Here is a 16,338-nt window from a genome sequence, read left to right on the forward strand (position 1 = left end):
AAATACATGGTTGGCGGGTGTATTCGCCAGAGTGCCGCTCAAGCCGCTCCGGCCAATGCCGCCTGCAGACAGCTCAGCACCGTCTCAAGTTCTACCCGGCGCGCCGGATCGGCAAGAATCTGCTCCGGTGTGCAGCCTGCCCCGGGCAACGCCACGGGCATCGGTTCGGGCGCCAGCAAGCGTGCCGACATGGTGCGCAAGATTTCGCACAAGGCGTCCTGTGCATGGTACGAACCGCGCGCAGACGCATTGATCAGGAGCACCGGTTTGTCGGGAAATTCCAGGCTACCGACCAGCCAGTCGAGCAGATTCTTGAACGCGCCGGGCACGCCATGGGCGTATTCCGGACAAGCGATCAGCAACGCATCGCTGTGTCCGACCGCAGCACGCAATGCCTGCACGCCGCCCGGCAGCCCGACGGCGTCATCGTCCGGATTGAACAGCGGCAACGCACCCAGGCCCGTGTAAAGCGCCAGCGAAAGATCGGCCGGTGCCATCACCCGCGCCGCCATCAGCACGGCGGTGTTGGACGAAATACGACGCAGGCTTCCGGAAAAACACAGCACGCGCCTTACGGCGGTGCTCATGCCGCCGGCTGACCCTGCACAATGATCTTGCCCAGGCCCAGCGATTTATTGCGCGGCTGGCGCGCGAGCCGACCGGCCGTGTTGCGCGCGATCTCGCGGTAACGGGCGGCAAGATCGGAATCGGGCATGGCCGCCACCGTGGGGTTGCCGCCATCGGCCTGTTCGCGGATGCGGATATCCAGCGGCAGCGAACCCAGGTAAGGCACCTGATACTGCGCCGCCATGCGGCCGCCGCCACCTTCGCCAAAGATGTGCTCCTCATGGCCGCAGTGCGTGCACACGTGCGTGGCCATATTCTCGATAATACCGAGCACCGGCACGTCCACCTTCTCGAACATCTTGAGCGCCTTGCGCGCATCCAGCAGCGCGATGTCCTGCGGTGTGGTCACGATCACCGCGCCCGCCACCGGCACCTTCTGCGACAGCGTGAGCTGGATATCGCCGGTGCCTGGCGGCAGATCGATGATCAGGTAATCGAGTACGTCCCAGCGCGTGTCGCCCAGCAGCTGCATCATGGCCTGGGTGACCATGGGGCCGCGCCAGATCATCGGCGTTTCTTCATCGACCAGGAAACCGATCGACATCGCCTGCAGGCCATGGGCGGTCATCGGGATGATGGTCTTGCCATCGGGCGATTCCGGACGGCCGTGAATGCCGAGCATGCGGGGCTGGCTGGGGCCGTAAATATCCGCATCCAGAATGCCGACCTTGGCCCCTTCCGCGGCCAAGGCCAGCGCGAGATTGACCGCCACCGTGGATTTGCCCACGCCCCCTTTGCCAGAGGCGACCGCAATGATGTTCTTCACATTGGGCAGTGGCGCCAGCGTGCCCTGCACCTTGTGCGCATGGATACGGCTGGACAAGGAAACGACCGCCGATTCGATCGCCGCATCGGTCTCCAACGCACGCTTCGCCTGCTCGGCCAGCATGTTGCCGGCATCGGCTGCCGGATAGCCGAGCTGGATATCCACCGACACCCGGCCGCCGTCCACGCCTATGGCGCGAATCGACTCGACCAAAGGGGCACCGGTATGAGGGTCGATAAGGTCGCCGAGAATCTGGCGCACCAGGGTTTCGTTCACCTGCGTCATGGGAAAAGGGGCTGTGGTCGGAACAGCCATTATGCCAGCAGGGGCGATGAGCCACCGTGGCAAGCATGTTTGCGCATTGCAGCTTGACCGCCCCCGTTGCCGCTCGGCACGCTGATCCATACGCCAACGTAGGGAGCATTGCCATGAACCGTCTGTCGCAGTTTGCCGTCTTCGCCTGTCTGTTGCTGGGTTCGGCCGTTGCCTGGGCCGCCAACGACACGCCGGTGGGCACATGGCGGCAGGTGGACGACGTGACCGGCAAGCCCAAATCCGTCATCCAGATCACCGAAAACAACGGCCAGCTCCAGGGCAAAGTGCTGCAAGTGCTGCTCTCCGACGACGGTCCGCATCCGACCTGCAAGGAATGCAGCGGCGCGCGCAAAGATCAGCCGATCGAAGGCATGGTCATCATGTGGGGCGTCAGCAAGGACGGCGACGTGTGGGATGGCGGCAAGATCCTCGATCCGAAGAACGGCAAGATCTACAGCGTCAAACTCACCATGGCCGATGGCGGGCAGAAGCTTGATGTGCACGGCTACATCGGCTTTTCGTTGCTGGGTCGCAGCCAAGTGTGGGAGCGCATGCCATAGCAGGAGGCGCGGCAACGCGCTGGCTTTGATTTGATCGGGTCCAAACGCAGCACTTCGTCATGTCGATTCGCACCGAAGTGCCGCGCGCGTACACCTCCATGGCGCCCAAGGCTGCGGTTTCTCGGCCCAACACATCGGGCATGCCATAATGCATGGCTCTCCAGCCAGCGTAGCCATCATGCCCCGCCGACTACTCGTTACCCACGCCCTGCCCTACGCCAATGGCCCGCTGCACTTGGGCCATATGCTGGGCTACATCCAGACCGACATCTGGGTCCGCGCGCAGCGAATGATGGGCAACGAGGTGTATTTCGTAGCGGCCGACGATGCCCACGGCACACCGATCATGCTTGCTGCCGAAAAGGCGGCCATGTCGCCGGAAGCGTTTATCGACGGCATTCGCGCCAGCCATGAAGCCGACTTCGCCGGCTTCCATTTCAGTTACGACAACTACTACACCACGCATTCGCACGAGAACCACGAGCTGGCGTCGCAGATCTACACGCGCCTGCGCGACGGCGGCTATATCGCCAAACGCAGCATCCAGCAGTTGTTCGACCCCGAAAAACTGATGTTTCTGCCGGACCGCTACATCAAGGGTACGTGTCCCAAGTGCGGTACGCCGGATCAGTACGGCGACAACTGTGAAAACTGCGGCGCCACCTACGCACCGACGGATCTGATCCATCCCTATTCGGTGGTCTCCGGTGCCACGCCCGTGCTGCGCGATTCGGAACATTACTTCTTCGAACTGGGCAAGTTCGAAGCGCTGCTGCGCGACTGGTTCGCCGGCAACCTCACCCATGGCAAACCCGTCGCCAACCCTGGTGTCGTCGCCAAGCTCAAGGAATGGCTGGACGGCGGCCTGAAGGATTGGGACATCTCGCGCGATGCACCGTACTTCGGCTTCCCGATTCCCGATGCGCCAGGCAAGTTCTTCTACGTCTGGCTGGATGCACCGGTGGGCTATCTGGCCAGCTTCAAGAACCTGTGCGATCGCACGGGCGTGAAGTTCGATGATTTCCTGAAGCCGGACAGCAACGCGGAAATGCATCACTTCATCGGCAAGGACATCATCAATTTTCACGGCCTGTTCTGGCCGGCGATGCTGCACGGTGCAAAGCTTCGTACACCGACCGCGCTGCACGTGAACGGTTACCTCACCGTCAACGGCGCGAAGATGTCCAAGTCGCGCGGCACCTTCATCCAGGCGCGCACGTATCTGGATGTCGGGCTGAATCCTGAGTTCCTGCGCTATTACTTCGCCACGATGCTGAGCGACGCGCCGGTGGATGTGGACCTTGATTTGAAGGCGTTCGAAGAACGCGTCAACTCGCATCTGATTGGCAAATGGGTCAACATCGCCAGCCGCACGGCCGGCTTCGTGCACAAATTCTTCGATGGTCGTCTGGCTGCGAATTTCTCGCCCGAACAAGGCGAATTGTGGCGCGTGCTGATCTCGCACTACGACGACATCCCGGCGTTGTATGAGAGCGGCGAATTTGCCGAAGTGATGCGCCGGTTCGTGCTCATGGCCGATCTGGTCAATGGCCACATCGCCACCAAGGCGCCATGGGTGATGGCAAAGGATGAGGCGCAGCGCGACGAATTGCATCGCGTGTGCTCGTTCTCGCTCGCTGCATTCCGCCTGCTCGGCGGACTGCTCAAGCCGGTGTTGCCAGCCACCGTGGAAGCGGCGGAAACATTCCTGGACGCACCCATCGCCGATTTCGATGCCGCGTGCGCCACCCTGCACAACCATACCATCCGAGCCTTCGAACCGCTGCTGTCACGCATCGATCCCAAGCGTATCGAAGCGATGATCGAAGCGTCGAAGGAATCGCTCGGTTCCGCGCCGGAACCCGAAACCAAACCTGCCCCCAAGAAGAAAGACAGCACGCCCATGACTGACGCCGCATCACCCTCCACTGAAGCCGCCGCCACCATCGGCATGGACGAATTCGCCAAGCTCGACCTGCGCATCGGCGAGGTCCTGGTGTGCCAATTCGTGGAAGGCTCGGACAAGCTGCTGCGCTTTGAGCTGGATGCCGGTCCGCTCGGCAAGCGACAGATCTTCTCCGGCATTCGCGCCGCTTATGGCGAGCCGGAAAAGCTGGTGGGCCGCAATGTGGTGTTCATTGCCAACCTTGCGCCGCGCAAGATGCGCTTTGGTATATCAGAAGGCATGATTCTTTCGGCTGGCGATGGCGGGAGCGATCTGTTTCTCCTGGATGCGGATCAGGGCGCCAAACCAGGCGCGACGGTACGTTGAGCCAGCACGCACTGTCATGCTTAACTTCGCCGAACGTCATTCCGGCGCAGGCCGGAATCCAGTTTCAACATGCGTCCGAAGGACACACTTTTTTTCTTGAGTGCTGCGTAGGGCCTGTTTGTATTGGATTCCGGCCTGCGCCGGAATGACGGTGAGGCGAGATCGAACATTCCCTAAACCATGAACACCCTCGCCGACCGCATCGACGCCCTGCTGCCGCAAACGCAATGCGAACAATGCGGCTACCACGGCTGCCGCCCCTATGCGGAAGCGATCGCCAAGGGTGACGCGCCGATCAACCAATGCCCGCCCGGCGGCAGCGAAGGTATCGTCCAGCTCGCCGCCCTGCTCGGTTGTGCGCCGCTGCCGTTGAATCCCGAAAACGGCGTTGAAAAACCCCGCACGCTGGCGCGCATCGTGGAAGCCGATTGCATCGGCTGCACCAAATGCATCCAGGTGTGTCCCGTCGACGCCATCGTCGGTGCGAACAAGCTGATGCATACCGTCATCGCCGATGATTGCACCGGTTGCGAACGGTGCGTACCTGCCTGCCCCGTCGATTGCATCGTGCTTGAACCGATGCCGCTCGCGCAGGCCGACGATCCCGCTCACGCCGATGCCGCACGCCATCACTTCCAGCGCCGCGAAACACGCGTTGCTGCTCAGCAGGTGCAACGCGCGGCAGAGTTGGCAGCACGCAAAGCGCAGGTGCACAGCCCGAGCCAAAGCGTGCTCGATGCCCTCGCCCGCATCAAAGAAAAAAAACAGGAGCCCGGTCAGTGAAAAAAGCGGATGTAGTCGAACTGTTCACACGGCTGCGCGAACTCAATCCGCATCCCACGACCGAGCTGGTCTACAGCACACCTTTCGAACTGTTGGTTGCAGTCGTGCTTTCCGCACAAGCCACCGATGTCGGCGTGAACAAGGCCACGCGCAAGCTGTATCCCGTCGCCAACACGCCACAGGCGATCCTCGACATGGGTGAGGAAAAGCTTAAGCGTTATATCAGCACCATCGGCTTGTTCAACGCCAAGGCGAAGAACGTCATCGCGCTGTGCCGCATCCTCGTCGAACACTACGATGGTGAAGTGCCGGATCATCGCGAAGCGCTCGAGGCGCTACCGGGTGTCGGACGAAAAACCGCCAATGTGGTGCTTAATACAGCGTTCGGCCACGCCACCATTGCCGTCGATACGCATATCTTCCGCGTTGCCAATCGCACTGGCCTTGCACCTGGCAAAGATGTGCGGGCGGTCGAGGATAAGCTCGAAAAAATTGTGCCGCCTGAATTCAAGCAGGATGCGCATCATTGGCTGATCCTGCATGGACGTTACGTTTGCAAGGCACGCAAGCCGGATTGCCCGCAGTGCGTGATTCGCGATCTGTGTCGGTACAAGGACAAGACACCGGCGAGGTGATGTTTGCCTGTCTCTTCGCACAGCGATCTACAGATCGTGTCATCGAGCCGAATCCTGCGCTCGTCATTCCGGCGAAGGTGGAATGACAGTGAGGTGAGTTGAACGCTTGCGGCGAGTCGTATGGGTGATTCGTTTCTTTCCAATAACCCAAAAAAGTAAACGGCGGGCAAAGCCCGCCGTTTTTCCATCCCTGGGTACAACTCCCTTACGATAAAAGTCGCAACCAACTCTTTCCCGCGGATCAGAACGGGTAGTAGCGGAAGCTGGTGAAGAACATGTTGTCCGGAGCGGTCGGTGCATTGCCCTTGGCATCCGTGAACAGCTGACGCGTGACATGCGAGAACTGCGTACCGAACTGCACGCGGCCGAACTTGCCCTGGTAGAACTTCCACCAGAAACCGATGGTCTGCTCGGCGACCTGACGGGTCTGGCCCGTACAATCGCTGGCTGCACCGTAGACCAAGCATTGGCTGTTGTTGTAGCCGAGCGCCGCGGCGCCATAGCCGAACGGCAAGCCGTTCGCACCGGTGCCAAGGTAGCTGTCTTCCTGCTCGCGGCCGCCCGCAGCGTACACATCCAGGGAGTCCGACGCATGCCAGGTCAACGTGGCGAGCGCCATGTTTTCCTTCAGCGGCCGCGGAGCGCCCGACGAGGTGTAGGTGATGTCGTTCAAGCCAGCCGTACCGTAACGGCCGATGCCCTTGCCATCCATACCCGAAAGCTGCAGGTCGAGCACCTTGGGAACCAGCGGCAGCACCATGCCGAAACCGAAACCACCACCATGCGCGGTTTGGTTGCTCGTCGCTGCGGGGCCACCATCGGCAGCCGTCGGCGTGACGCGGGTGGTGAACTGACGCGAGATGCCGAACAGTTCGTAGTGGCCCCAACCTGGATCCGCTGCGAACTTCACGATGACGTCCGGAATTTCGTTAAGCGACACGGAGTTGAGCGTGTCGTAGAGGCTGCCAGCCTGGACCGTAGCCGTCGTCGACGAATAGCCCTTGCTGCCTGCACCGGCCACAGAGCCGATACCTGCCGTCTGCGGATTTTCCACCGAGACGCCCAACCACCACTTCTTGTCCCAGTCCTTGACGATGCGCAGCTGGGTCTGGCGAGCCCAGGTGAAGCCCACGGCGTACTGTGCGTCGATGGTCGGCGGCAACACTTCCTTGGTCGGGGTGATACCGACGCTATCGAGCGTCAGCAGCGACCACGCCTGACCACCCAGCAGATGCAGGCCGTAGTCGTTCCAATCGATGTTGGTCCACAACTGACGGATGCGCATGTTGAACGAGTTGCTCTCGTTCATGTTCGCCGTCTGGGCGCCACCGAGGAAATCCGTCTCGTAGTAGCCGGTCACATGGGTCGAATCGTTGATGTCGCCTTCTGCCTTGATGCTCAGGCGGCTCTGGCGCGCGCTGTAGAGGAACTGGTCGTTTCTCGCATTGGTGACCGGGTAGGAGGTGGTCGCTCCGGTGCCCGTGTTGATCGGCGCGGTGCTCGTACCACCTTCGAACGGAATGGCGGTGAACTTGGTGGCCACGTCATCGGCGGTGTCGCGCGAACGGTACGCCGTTTCAGCCGCCAGGAAGCCGCCGAAGGTCCACTTCACGCCACCGGTGCCGCCCAGGGTATCGCCCAGATGGGTGGCAGCCTGCTGCTGCGCCTGAGCGACCTGTGCTTGCGTGGCCTGCACTTGTGCCTGCGTGGCCTGCACGGACTGCACGGTCTGCTGTTGCGCCTGTTGCTGGGCCTGCTGCTGCGACTCCAGATCCTGGACCTTCTGCTCCAGCGCGGCGATCTCCTGCTGCATTTGCTGCAACTCGGCCGCGCTTACGGTCACTTTTTTGTTGGACGATGTCTGAGCTGACACAGTTGCTGTAACGCTGGTCAGGCCCAAACCGGCAGCGATCGCCACCGTGAGCATCTTGGAACGCATGTAGTTGTCTCCGCTTGATCAAAAGGAACCGCGCGGCATCCCAGTGCTTCCCCTGGAGCGTCCTGCGGGTTGTGCGAATGATCGAAGCGGAGCTTTACCGTTAGATGGATGTTATGTGACAGAACGAAGACACACCATACGGTTCGTCACGCAGGTATCGGCTGATATGCTTGTCAGATGGAGCAACTGAATAACAGCCTCGCGACGCGCATGGCCGACCGTTTTCGCGGCTTTCTGCCGGTGATCGTTGACGTGGAGACCGGTGGGTTCGATGCCGATAAAGATGCACTGCTGGAAATCGCGGCCGTCACCATCGGCATGGATCAGGAAGGCAACCTCTATCCTCATCCGGTGGTCTCCACGCACGTGGAGCCATTTTCCGGTGCGAACATCGATCCGCGCGCGCTGGAAATCACCGGTATCGATCCCGATAGCCCGCTGCGCGGCGCATTGAACGAGCGCGCGGCGCTTGACCACATTTTCCAGGCGGTGCGCCTTGCCGTGCGTGCCGATGAATGCCAGCGCGCCGTCCTCGTCGGCCACAACGCGGCCTTCGACTTAGGCTTTATCAATGCCGCGGTGCGCCGCGTGGCGCATAAGCGCAACCCTTTTCACCCCTTCAGTTGCTTTGACACGGCAAGCCTGAGCGGCCTGCTCTACGGGCAGACGGTGCTCAGCAAGGCAGTGCTCGCCGCGGGCTACACCTTCGATTCGCGCGAGGCGCATTCGGCGGTGTATGACGCCGAGCGCACCGCGCTGCTGTTCTGCCGCATCGTCAATCGCCTGCGTTCGCTGGAAGTGCTGGAACTGGAGCGCGTGGGTGCTGCGCTGCCCTGAAAGCAGCCTTTTTCCACAAGTTTTTGCGATTGTCATCAAGATGACACATTCATCTCATCTCATTGCAACACATAACCTCTGCAATACACGGGTCGCAGGCATTTGCTAGCCACATCCCGTCCAAAGGAGCCACTGTGTTGACCTCATTCAAACTTCCGTCTCGCCTCGGCACGCTCGCCGTTGTGATCGCCGCCGCCCTGTTCGGCACGACGGTTCAAGCCACCGATATCACCGGTGCGGGCTCCAGCTTCGTGTATCCGGTCATTTCCAAGTGGTCGGCGGCCTACGCTGAAAAGACCGGCAATCACGTCAACTATCAGTCGATCGGCTCCGGCGGTGGCATCGCGCAGATCAAGGCCGGCACGGTGGATTTCGGTGCTTCGGACATGCCGCTCAAGCCCGAAGACCTGGCCAAGTTCGGCCTGGGCCAGTTCCCTGACGTGATCGGCGGCATCGTTCCGGCCTTCAACGTGGCCGGCGTTGCGCCGGGCTCGCTGGTGCTGGATGGCCCCACGCTGGCGGCCATCTATCTGGGTACCATCACCACCTGGAATGATCCGGCCATCGCTAAGCTGAACCCCGGTGCACATCTGCCGTCTTCGAAGATTTTCGTGGTGCATCGTTCGGATGGTTCGGGCACCAGCTTCAACTTTACCGATTACCTGTCCAAGGTGAGCCCGACATGGAAGTCGAAGGTGGGTGAAGGTACCGCCGTGCAATGGCCGACCGGTATCGGCGGTAAGGGCAACGAGGGTGTATCCGCTTATATCAAGCAGATCCCGAACTCGATCGGCTATGTGGAATATGCCTACGCGGTGCAGAACCATCTTGGCTACGCCAAGATGAAGAACGCCGCCGGCAATGTGGTCGAGCCGACCATCGCCAGCTTCCAGGCCGCCGCCAACACGGCCGACTGGAAGAGCGCCAAGGATTTCAACCTGCTGATGACCAATGCGCCGGGCGCCCAGGCGTGGCCGATCACCGCCACTTCGTGGGTGATCATGTACAAGACACCGAAGAACGCGGCCAACGCCAAGGTAACCTTCGACTTCTTCAAGTATGCCTATGAGCACGGCCAGGATGCGGCCCGCGCGCTCGACTACGTACCGCTGCCCGATGCGCTGGTGCAGCAGATCGAGACCTACTGGTCCAGCGAATACAAGATGTAAGCTGCGTGCTGTCGCAAAGACAGCAGCAGTGACCTGCGACGCGCGCAACGTCTCGTTGCGCGCGTCGTGCTGATTGAAACCGATTGCGGAAAACATCACGCATGTCTGCCCTAAGTGCCGAACCGCTCCCCCGCGATACCGAACAACGTTCGCGCACCGATGCCCGTCACGATTTCGTGTTTCGACTTCTGCTTCGCTTCTGCGCCCTGCTGGTGCTGGCAGCGTTACTGGGCGCTGCACTCTCCACCCTGTGGGGTGGCCGCGAGGTGTTGTTCAAGGACGGGCTGCACTTTCTGTTCAGTTCCGACTGGAATCCGGTCAATGATCAATATGGTGCGCTTGCCCCCATCGTCGGCACGCTGGTCACTTCACTCATCGCGTTGCTTCTGGCTGTACCGGTAAGCTTCGGCATCGCCCTCTTCCTCACCGAGATCGCGCCCAACTGGATGCGCGGACCGGTCAGCTCGGCGATCGAACTCCTGGCTGCGATTCCTTCGATCATCTACGGCATGTGGGGCCTGTTTATATTCGTACCCTTCATGGCCAGCATCGAGCCGACGCTCAGCGACACACTCGGCAACATTCCGCTTATCGGCGCGTTGTTCCAGGGGCCGCCGCTCGGGCTCGGCTTGCTCACGGCCGGCATTGTGCTGGCGGTGATGATTCTTCCGTTCATATCGTCCGTCATGCGCGAAGTGTTCCGCACGGTGCCGGCGCGGTTGAAAGAATCCTCCTATGCACTGGGTTCCACCACCTGGGAAGTGGTGTGGAACATCGTGCTGCCATACACCCGCTCGGCGGTGATCGGTGGCATTTTCCTGGGGCTCGGGCGTGCGCTTGGCGAGACCATGGCGGTCACCTTCGTGCTGGGTAATTCCTACAACCTCACCGCGTCGCTGCTGATGCCGGGCACCTCGATTTCCTCAAGCATCGCCAATGAATTCAACGAAGCGGTGGGCCTGCATCGTTCCGCGCTGATCGCGCTGGGCTTCCTGCTGTTCGTGGTGACCTTCATCGTGCTGCTGATCGCGCGCTTCATGCTGCGTCAGTTGGCGCGCAAGGAGGGTCGCTGATGTCCGCCGTGTATGCACGCCGCCGTATCGTCAACATCATCGCATTGACGCTGAGCGGGTTCGCCACGCTCATCGGCCTGTTTTTTCTCGTGTGGATTCTCTGGATCACCTTGCAGAACGGCCTTCCCGCATTGAAGCTGACGCTGTTCACCAAGATCACCGCCTATGCCGACACCGGCGGCCTGGCCAATGCGATGGTCGGCAGCTTGATCATGGATCTGATGGCGCTTTTGATCTGCGCCCCGATTGGTGTGCTGGCCGGTACGTACCTGGCCGAGTACGCCAGCTCCACCCGGCTGGGTGCATCGATTCGCTTTCTCAACGACATTCTGTTGTCGGCACCGTCCATCGTATTGGGCTTGTTCGTGTATGTGATCATCGTGATTCCCACGACCGAACTTACCGGCGGGCGCATCAGCTTCTCCGGTTTTGCCGGCAGCGTGGCGTTGGCATTGATCGGCCTGCCGGTGATCGTGCGCACCACCGACGAAATGCTGCAGCTCGTGCCAGGCACGCTGCGCGAAGCGGCGTTGTCCCTCGGCATACCGCAGTGGAAGCTCACGCTGCAGGTGCTGATGCGCGCGGCGTTCTCGGGCATTCTCACCGGTGTGCTGCTGGCGCTGGCGCGCCTGGCCGGTGAAACCGCGCCGTTGCTGTTCACCGCGTTCGGCAACAACTTCATGACGGTGCATCCGCTGGACAAGATGGCCAGCATGCCGGTCACCATCTATCAGTACACCAACGATCCCAATCCGGCGCTGCATGCGATCGCCTGGGCGGGTGCGCTGCTGATCACTCTGTTCGTGCTGGCGCTGAGCCTGCTGACCCGCATCATGTTTTCGCGCAAGAAGGTGAGTTATGAATGACCTCGCCGCCGCTTCTGCGGCCGCATTGACCGACGCCTCGCCCGCCAAGCTGAAGGTGCGCGACGTGCACTTCTACTACCACGGATACCATGCGCTCAAAGGCATCAACATGGATATCCCGGAGAAGCAGGTCACCGCGATCATCGGCCCCTCCGGCTGCGGCAAGTCGACCTTGCTGCGTATCTTCAATCGCATCTACGCGATCTATCCGAAGCTGGAAGCCAAGGGTTCGATCGAACTGGACGGCGAGAACATTCTTGATCCGAGCTATTCGATGAACCGCCTGCGCACCAAGGTGGGCATGGTGTTTCAGAAGCCGGTGCCGTTTCCGATGACCATTTTCGAAAACGTGGCCTATGGCATTCGCCACCATGAAAAACTGTCGCGTGCGGACATGGACATGCGCGTCGAGCAGGCCCTGCGCAGCGCCGCCTTGTGGGATGAAGTGAAGGACAAGCTAAAGCAGAGCGCGCTCGGTCTCTCCGGCGGTCAGCAGCAGCGCTTGTGCATCGCGCGCGGCATTGCGCTGCGTCCGGAAGTGCTACTGCTGGACGAACCCACTTCCGCGCTGGACCCGATCGCCACCGGCCGCATCGAACAGCTTGTGGAAGAACTCAAACACGAGTACACCATCGTCATTGTCACCCACAACATGCAGCAGGCTGCGCGCGTTTCCGACCGCACGGCCTTCATGTACCTGGGCGAACTGATCGAGTTCGACAATACGGAAAAGATCTTCACCAAGCCCGGCAAGAAGCAGACCGAGGATTACATCACCGGCAGGTTTGGTTGATCCCCCAATAGCTCCTTCTCCCCTGCGGGGAGAGGGTTGGGGTGAGGGGCCAACCTCGCACGATATCTCCTCCCCCATTACCGAAATGCAAGAGGCCATCCCATGAGCGGCAGCAGCAAGGAACACATCATCAAGAGCTACGACGACGAACTGGTGCGCCTCACCGGCGAACTGGTGCGCATGGGCGAGCTGGCGGTGAGCCAATTGGAGGCAGCCATCGACGTGGTGGATCGCCGCGACGAGCGCGCCGCCCAGCATGTCGTCAACAACGACGACGCCATCGACCAACTGGAGCAGGAAATCAGCCACGACGTCGTGCGCCTGCTGGCCCTGCGCGCACCCATCGCAGGCGACCTGCGCAACGTCTTCGCGGCACTGCGCATTGCGGCGGACATCGAGCGCATCGGCGACTACGCCGCCAACGTCGCCAAACGCTCCATCCCGCTTTCGATGGCCGCACCACTGACGCCTACCGGCGGCCTTGCGCACCTGGCCGAGCTGGCCGCCGGTGAAGTGCGCGACGTGTTGCGTGCTTACCGCGACCGCGATGCGGATCTGGCCATGAAGGTGTGGCACGAAGACGTGGAATTGGATGAAGCCTATACCGGCTACTTCCGCGAGTTGCTCACCTACATGATGGAAGACCCGCGCGTGATCACGCCGTGCACCCATCTGCTGTTCATGGCCAAGAACATCGAGCGCATCGGCGACCACGCCACCAACATCGCCGAGAACGTGTGGTTCCTGGTCAAGGGCGAACCGCTCAATGTCCAGCGCGACAAGCGCGACCTCACCTCCAATCCCGAGCCGGTGAAGCTGGGCGATCGGCCAACCTGAACTCCTTAAATAGCGTCCCGTTTCCACGACGCGCCATTCCCCCTCTCCTGCACGCAGGGGAGGGGGCAGACAATCGAGAGTCCCCTCGTGCAATTCCTATCGGGCTTCGCGTACGCTCACCCGATCTATGCACCCACGGGCTCATGCAGTGACACCGCTCCAAGCCGCTGACACCACCACAGCCAACCGCAGCAGCGCCCGCTTCGGCTGGCCCGGCGCACTGTACGCACTCATCGCACTGACCAGCTGCGTATTCGCCTTCATCGGCCTGTCCAGCAGCAGTTTCTGGGCGGATGAGCTGTATACGATGCAGGTGGTGGATCATCATCTGGGCTTGGGCGAAGTGTTCCGGCGCGTGCTGGCCGATGTTCATCCTCCGCTGTACGACTTTTTTCTCTACGCCTGGATTGAACTGGCCGGTACGCGTGAATGGGTGGTACGCCTGCCCAGCGCACTGTTGGCGGTGCTGAGCGTGGCTGTATTCGCGTTGAGTACGCGACGCCGGCTCAGCGCGACAGCCATCGCTTTTGCCTGCGCCGTCGCGGCCACGTCCACTTTCTGGTACGAGCAGGCGCAGAACGCACGCAATTACGGGCTGGCAATATTCCTTTCATCGTTGCTGCTTGGCACGGCCATGCAGTTTCGACAGTACGCATCGGAACGGCGGTTTCCCGCAGGCACATGGGCGTGGCTCACCCTTTTTGGCATCGCGGCCAGCCAGGTGCATCCGTACATGCTGCTTACGGTGGGTGTATTGCTGCTCTATCTGCTGGCGACATCCCCGACATGGCCACAGCGTGTGGCGATATGCGTATCCGGTGCGCTGGTGCTGGGGCTTTACATCGGCCTGCTATGGCTGATGACGCATACCGCCAAGCATGATTTCCACGACACGTGGTACAGCAACAAGCCGTCGTTCTTCGCATCGCATCTGCGTCGAGCGATCTTCCATTTCATGAGCCGGCAGATGCTGCTGGTTGTGGTTGTCATGTTGCTGGTGAGGTGGCGGCAGCGGCGTTCTTCTGACGCACATGCCGATGTCGACGCAGCCATCGGCGAATGGACCACCCGACTTTGCGGCGTGGTGTGCGTGGGCGTTATCGTCAGCGGCATTGCCGTGTCGTTGCTGATCGCGCCATCGTTCTCGTATCGCAATGTGCTGGTTTGTGCGCCATTCGGCTGGTTTCTGCTCGCCAGACTCTACGATGCAGCAGGCCCCCGCGTCGGTACGCGTGCGGGCACGATGGCAGCGGCCATCATCGTCCTGCTGCTGAGTTGGCCGGCGCTCCTGCTCATGCGGGGACGGCTATTGCCATCCAATGAACCGTGGCGGGCTTCCGCAGCCTATGTGCAGGGGTTGCCAGGCTGCCAAGGTGTCACGTTGCCGGTCATCACCTTTCCGGGCACGTACGGCTTGGGCATGACGTCGGGGGTGCATACCATGGTCGAGCACAACTATTACGGCTATTACCTGCCCGCCTCCTATCACCCTTATGCCTACTTGCCGGATGAATGGATCCATCACGCTATCCAATCGTCGCAAGCAGAAAGCAACGGGTGCCCGGTGATCGGCTGGGGTTTGCATGACATGTCTACCGAGGCGCGCGCGTTGGAACTGGCCAAGCAGCTTGCAAGCCAGCCTGGATTCGCCAGCCATCAGGTGGTGGTGCAAACGTTCCTGGCTTATCAGTTGGGTTGGTTGCGATGGAAACCGGAGCCGAATGCATTCGTGTTTTTGCGTGCGACGCCGGCTGTGCTCGCCACACCTGCATCGTTGCCGATGGGAACCGCCGTGGATCGCGCGCATTCGCTCGGTGAGCGGTTGCTGGTCAGTTTCAATCCATCGGCTGCACCGGAAGCTACGTACACGATTCGCCGATTATCCGCGCCGCTAAAGCATTAGCGCGTGCTCCAACCCCACGACATACAGCCCCCCCCTGCACACAGGGGAGGGAGCAGATAGGCGCTCATCAGGCGCAGACGATTATTCCGCCTTGGCAATTGCCTGCTTCGCCAATCGGCTCATGATGGCGTAACCGGCCGCGTTAGGATGCACGCCGTCCACTGACAGGTTCGCTTTGAAGCCGCGATGGCCATCATCCAGCGGCGTGAAGTAATCCACGTACACCAAGTCTTCCTTCTGCGCATAACCCTTGATCCATGCATTAAGCGCACGAATGTTTTCGACGGCTTCGATCGTCGGCCGCCAGGGATATTTCGCGGCAGGCGTAAGCGCGGCAAGAATCACGCGAATGTGATTCGCACGCGCCATGTCCACCATGCTTTGAATGTTGTTCTCGATCGTTTCGAGCGTGACAGGTCCGGTATTGCCGGCAATGTCGTTGGTACCCGCGAGAATGTGCACCACCGCGGGATGCAGATTGATCACATCCGCACGAAAACGCAGCAGCATCTGCGACGTGGTTTGCCCGCTGACGCCACGGTCGATCACATCGTTGGTAAAAAGCGACGGATCGCCCGAGCCCCAGCTTTCGGTGATGGAATCGCCGAAAAAGATCACCCTGTGGTTCGTGGCCGGCGCAAGCGTGGTATTGGGATGGGCGTAATGGCAAAGACCGCCAAAATCCTGCTCCATGCGCTGCTGCGCCCAGGCTTTGGACGCTGCGGCCAGCGCGGTTTTCGCATCGCGCCGGGCAGCAGGCCCTGGCGCCAGCGGCGGCGGCATCAACACCGCGCAAGGGTCTTTCACCACGCCCACGGGTTCGGCCGGCACATCGGCATGGAAAGAGGACGTCGGCGCCATCTGCGCCATGACCACGCCACTTGCCAGCACCATGCCTGCGACAAGAGAAAGTGAAGCCTTGATCGACATGTTTTCAGATCTCCTCGCCACCCATTTGGACGG

Annotated in this window: 15 protein-coding genes; 11 read left to right on the forward strand and 4 right to left on the reverse strand. The window is 61.0% G+C overall.

The window, feature by feature from the left end; translation table 11 throughout:
• Positions 1 to 38: 38 nt before the first annotated feature.
• Positions 39 to 587 (reverse strand): NADPH-dependent FMN reductase, encoded by a 549-nt coding sequence (locus DWU98_RS15605; protein WP_115496488.1) that lies wholly within the window; start codon positions 585 to 587, stop codon positions 39 to 41.
• Positions 584 to 1,678: an iron-sulfur cluster carrier protein ApbC gene (gene apbC, locus DWU98_RS15610; protein WP_115496489.1), complete on the reverse strand. Its 1,095-nt coding sequence runs from the start codon at positions 1,676 to 1,678 to the stop codon at positions 584 to 586. The genes DWU98_RS15605 and apbC overlap by 4 nt, the downstream gene beginning before the upstream one ends.
• Positions 1,679 to 1,821: 143 nt before the next feature.
• Here apbC and DWU98_RS15615 point away from each other — a divergent pair, with 143 nt between their 5' ends.
• From DWU98_RS15615 to nth, 4 genes are all read left to right on the forward strand, one after another.
• Positions 1,822 to 2,268 carry a DUF2147 domain-containing protein gene (locus DWU98_RS15615; RefSeq protein WP_115496490.1) on the forward strand — a complete coding sequence of 149 codons (447 nt, stop codon included), beginning with the start codon at positions 1,822 to 1,824 and terminating at the stop codon, positions 2,266 to 2,268.
• Positions 2,269 to 2,446: 178 nt separating this feature from the next.
• Positions 2,447 to 4,540 (forward strand): methionine--tRNA ligase, encoded by a 2,094-nt coding sequence (metG, locus tag DWU98_RS15620; RefSeq protein WP_115496603.1) that lies wholly within the window; start codon positions 2,447 to 2,449, stop codon positions 4,538 to 4,540.
• Between the two features lie 180 nt (positions 4,541 to 4,720).
• Positions 4,721 to 5,323, forward strand: coding sequence for an RnfABCDGE type electron transport complex subunit B (locus DWU98_RS15625; RefSeq protein ID WP_115496491.1), 603 nt, complete (start codon positions 4,721 to 4,723; stop codon positions 5,321 to 5,323).
• Positions 5,320 to 5,958, forward strand: a complete 639-nt coding sequence (gene nth, locus DWU98_RS15630; protein WP_115496492.1) for an endonuclease III — start codon at positions 5,320 to 5,322, stop codon at positions 5,956 to 5,958. The genes DWU98_RS15625 and nth overlap by 4 nt, the downstream gene beginning before the upstream one ends.
• A 241-nt stretch (positions 5,959 to 6,199) precedes the next feature.
• Here the strand turns inward: nth and DWU98_RS15635 are convergent, their stop codons facing one another.
• Entirely contained in the window at positions 6,200 to 7,897 is a 1,698-nt protein-coding gene (locus DWU98_RS15635; protein WP_115496493.1) for a hypothetical protein, read from the reverse strand.
• 177 nt (positions 7,898 to 8,074) lie between these two features.
• Between DWU98_RS15635 and rnt the strand changes: the two genes are divergently transcribed.
• The 7 genes from rnt to DWU98_RS15670 all read left to right on the forward strand — a co-directional run bounded on the left by rnt (position 8,075) and on the right by DWU98_RS15670 (position 15,375).
• On the forward strand, positions 8,075 to 8,734 hold the full coding sequence (gene rnt, locus DWU98_RS15640; RefSeq protein WP_115496494.1) for a ribonuclease T: 660 nt from the start codon (positions 8,075 to 8,077) through the stop codon (positions 8,732 to 8,734).
• 137 nt (positions 8,735 to 8,871) lie between these two features.
• Positions 8,872 to 9,903 carry a phosphate ABC transporter substrate-binding protein PstS gene (gene pstS, locus DWU98_RS15645; protein ID WP_425480236.1) on the forward strand — a complete coding sequence of 344 codons (1,032 nt, stop codon included), beginning with the start codon at positions 8,872 to 8,874 and terminating at the stop codon, positions 9,901 to 9,903.
• Between the two features lie 101 nt (positions 9,904 to 10,004).
• Positions 10,005 to 10,976: a phosphate ABC transporter permease subunit PstC gene (pstC, locus tag DWU98_RS15650; protein WP_115496496.1), complete on the forward strand. Its 972-nt coding sequence runs from the start codon at positions 10,005 to 10,007 to the stop codon at positions 10,974 to 10,976.
• On the forward strand, positions 10,976 to 11,842 hold the full coding sequence (gene pstA / locus DWU98_RS15655; RefSeq protein ID WP_115496497.1) for a phosphate ABC transporter permease PstA: 867 nt from the start codon (positions 10,976 to 10,978) through the stop codon (positions 11,840 to 11,842). Before pstC ends, pstA begins: the two co-directional genes overlap by 1 nt.
• Positions 11,835 to 12,635 carry a phosphate ABC transporter ATP-binding protein PstB gene (pstB, locus tag DWU98_RS15660; protein WP_115496498.1) on the forward strand — a complete coding sequence of 267 codons (801 nt, stop codon included), beginning with the start codon at positions 11,835 to 11,837 and terminating at the stop codon, positions 12,633 to 12,635. The genes pstA and pstB overlap by 8 nt, the downstream gene beginning before the upstream one ends.
• Positions 12,636 to 12,737: 102 nt before the next feature.
• Complete coding sequence (gene phoU / locus DWU98_RS15665; protein ID WP_115496499.1) at positions 12,738 to 13,472, forward strand: phosphate signaling complex protein PhoU; 735 nt, start codon at positions 12,738 to 12,740, stop codon at positions 13,470 to 13,472.
• A gap of 148 nt (positions 13,473 to 13,620) precedes the next feature.
• Positions 13,621 to 15,375, forward strand: coding sequence for a glycosyltransferase family 39 protein (locus DWU98_RS15670; protein ID WP_158545074.1), 1,755 nt, complete (start codon positions 13,621 to 13,623; stop codon positions 15,373 to 15,375).
• Positions 15,376 to 15,456: 81 nt separating this feature from the next.
• On the opposite strand, the gene DWU98_RS15675 is transcribed toward DWU98_RS15670, so the two are convergent.
• On the reverse strand, positions 15,457 to 16,305 hold the full coding sequence (locus tag DWU98_RS15675; protein ID WP_158545075.1) for an SGNH/GDSL hydrolase family protein: 849 nt from the start codon (positions 16,303 to 16,305) through the stop codon (positions 15,457 to 15,459).
• Between the last annotated feature and the right edge of the window lie 33 nt (positions 16,306 to 16,338).

The sequence above is a fragment of the Dyella monticola genome (genome assembly GCF_003363155.1).
Lineage (GTDB): Bacteria > Pseudomonadota > Gammaproteobacteria > Xanthomonadales > Rhodanobacteraceae > Dyella_B > Dyella_B monticola.

What these genes read in the sequence shown, in the direction of transcription:
- DWU98_RS15605 (WP_115496488.1), bottom strand. Translation starts at nt 587, where the DNA reads ATGAGCACCGCCGTAAGGCGCGTGCTGTGTTTTTCCGGAAGCCTGCGT.
- apbC (WP_115496489.1), bottom strand. Translation starts at nt 1,678, where the DNA reads ATGACGCAGGTGAACGAAACCCTGGTGCGCCAGATTCTCGGCGACCTT.
- DWU98_RS15615 (WP_115496490.1), top strand. Translation starts at nt 1,822, where the DNA reads ATGAACCGTCTGTCGCAGTTTGCCGTCTTCGCCTGTCTGTTGCTGGGT.
- metG (WP_115496603.1), top strand. Translation starts at nt 2,447, where the DNA reads ATGCCCCGCCGACTACTCGTTACCCACGCCCTGCCCTACGCCAATGGC.
- DWU98_RS15625 (WP_115496491.1), top strand. Translation starts at nt 4,721, where the DNA reads ATGAACACCCTCGCCGACCGCATCGACGCCCTGCTGCCGCAAACGCAA.
- DWU98_RS15635 (WP_115496493.1), bottom strand. Translation starts at nt 7,897, where the DNA reads ATGCGTTCCAAGATGCTCACGGTGGCGATCGCTGCCGGTTTGGGCCTG.
- rnt (WP_115496494.1), top strand. Translation starts at nt 8,075, where the DNA reads ATGGAGCAACTGAATAACAGCCTCGCGACGCGCATGGCCGACCGTTTT.
- pstC (WP_115496496.1), top strand. Translation starts at nt 10,005, where the DNA reads ATGTCTGCCCTAAGTGCCGAACCGCTCCCCCGCGATACCGAACAACGT.
- pstA (WP_115496497.1), top strand. Translation starts at nt 10,976, where the DNA reads ATGTCCGCCGTGTATGCACGCCGCCGTATCGTCAACATCATCGCATTG.
- pstB (WP_115496498.1), top strand. Translation starts at nt 11,835, where the DNA reads ATGAATGACCTCGCCGCCGCTTCTGCGGCCGCATTGACCGACGCCTCG.
- phoU (WP_115496499.1), top strand. Translation starts at nt 12,738, where the DNA reads ATGAGCGGCAGCAGCAAGGAACACATCATCAAGAGCTACGACGACGAA.
- DWU98_RS15675 (WP_158545075.1), bottom strand. Translation starts at nt 16,305, where the DNA reads ATGTCGATCAAGGCTTCACTTTCTCTTGTCGCAGGCATGGTGCTGGCA.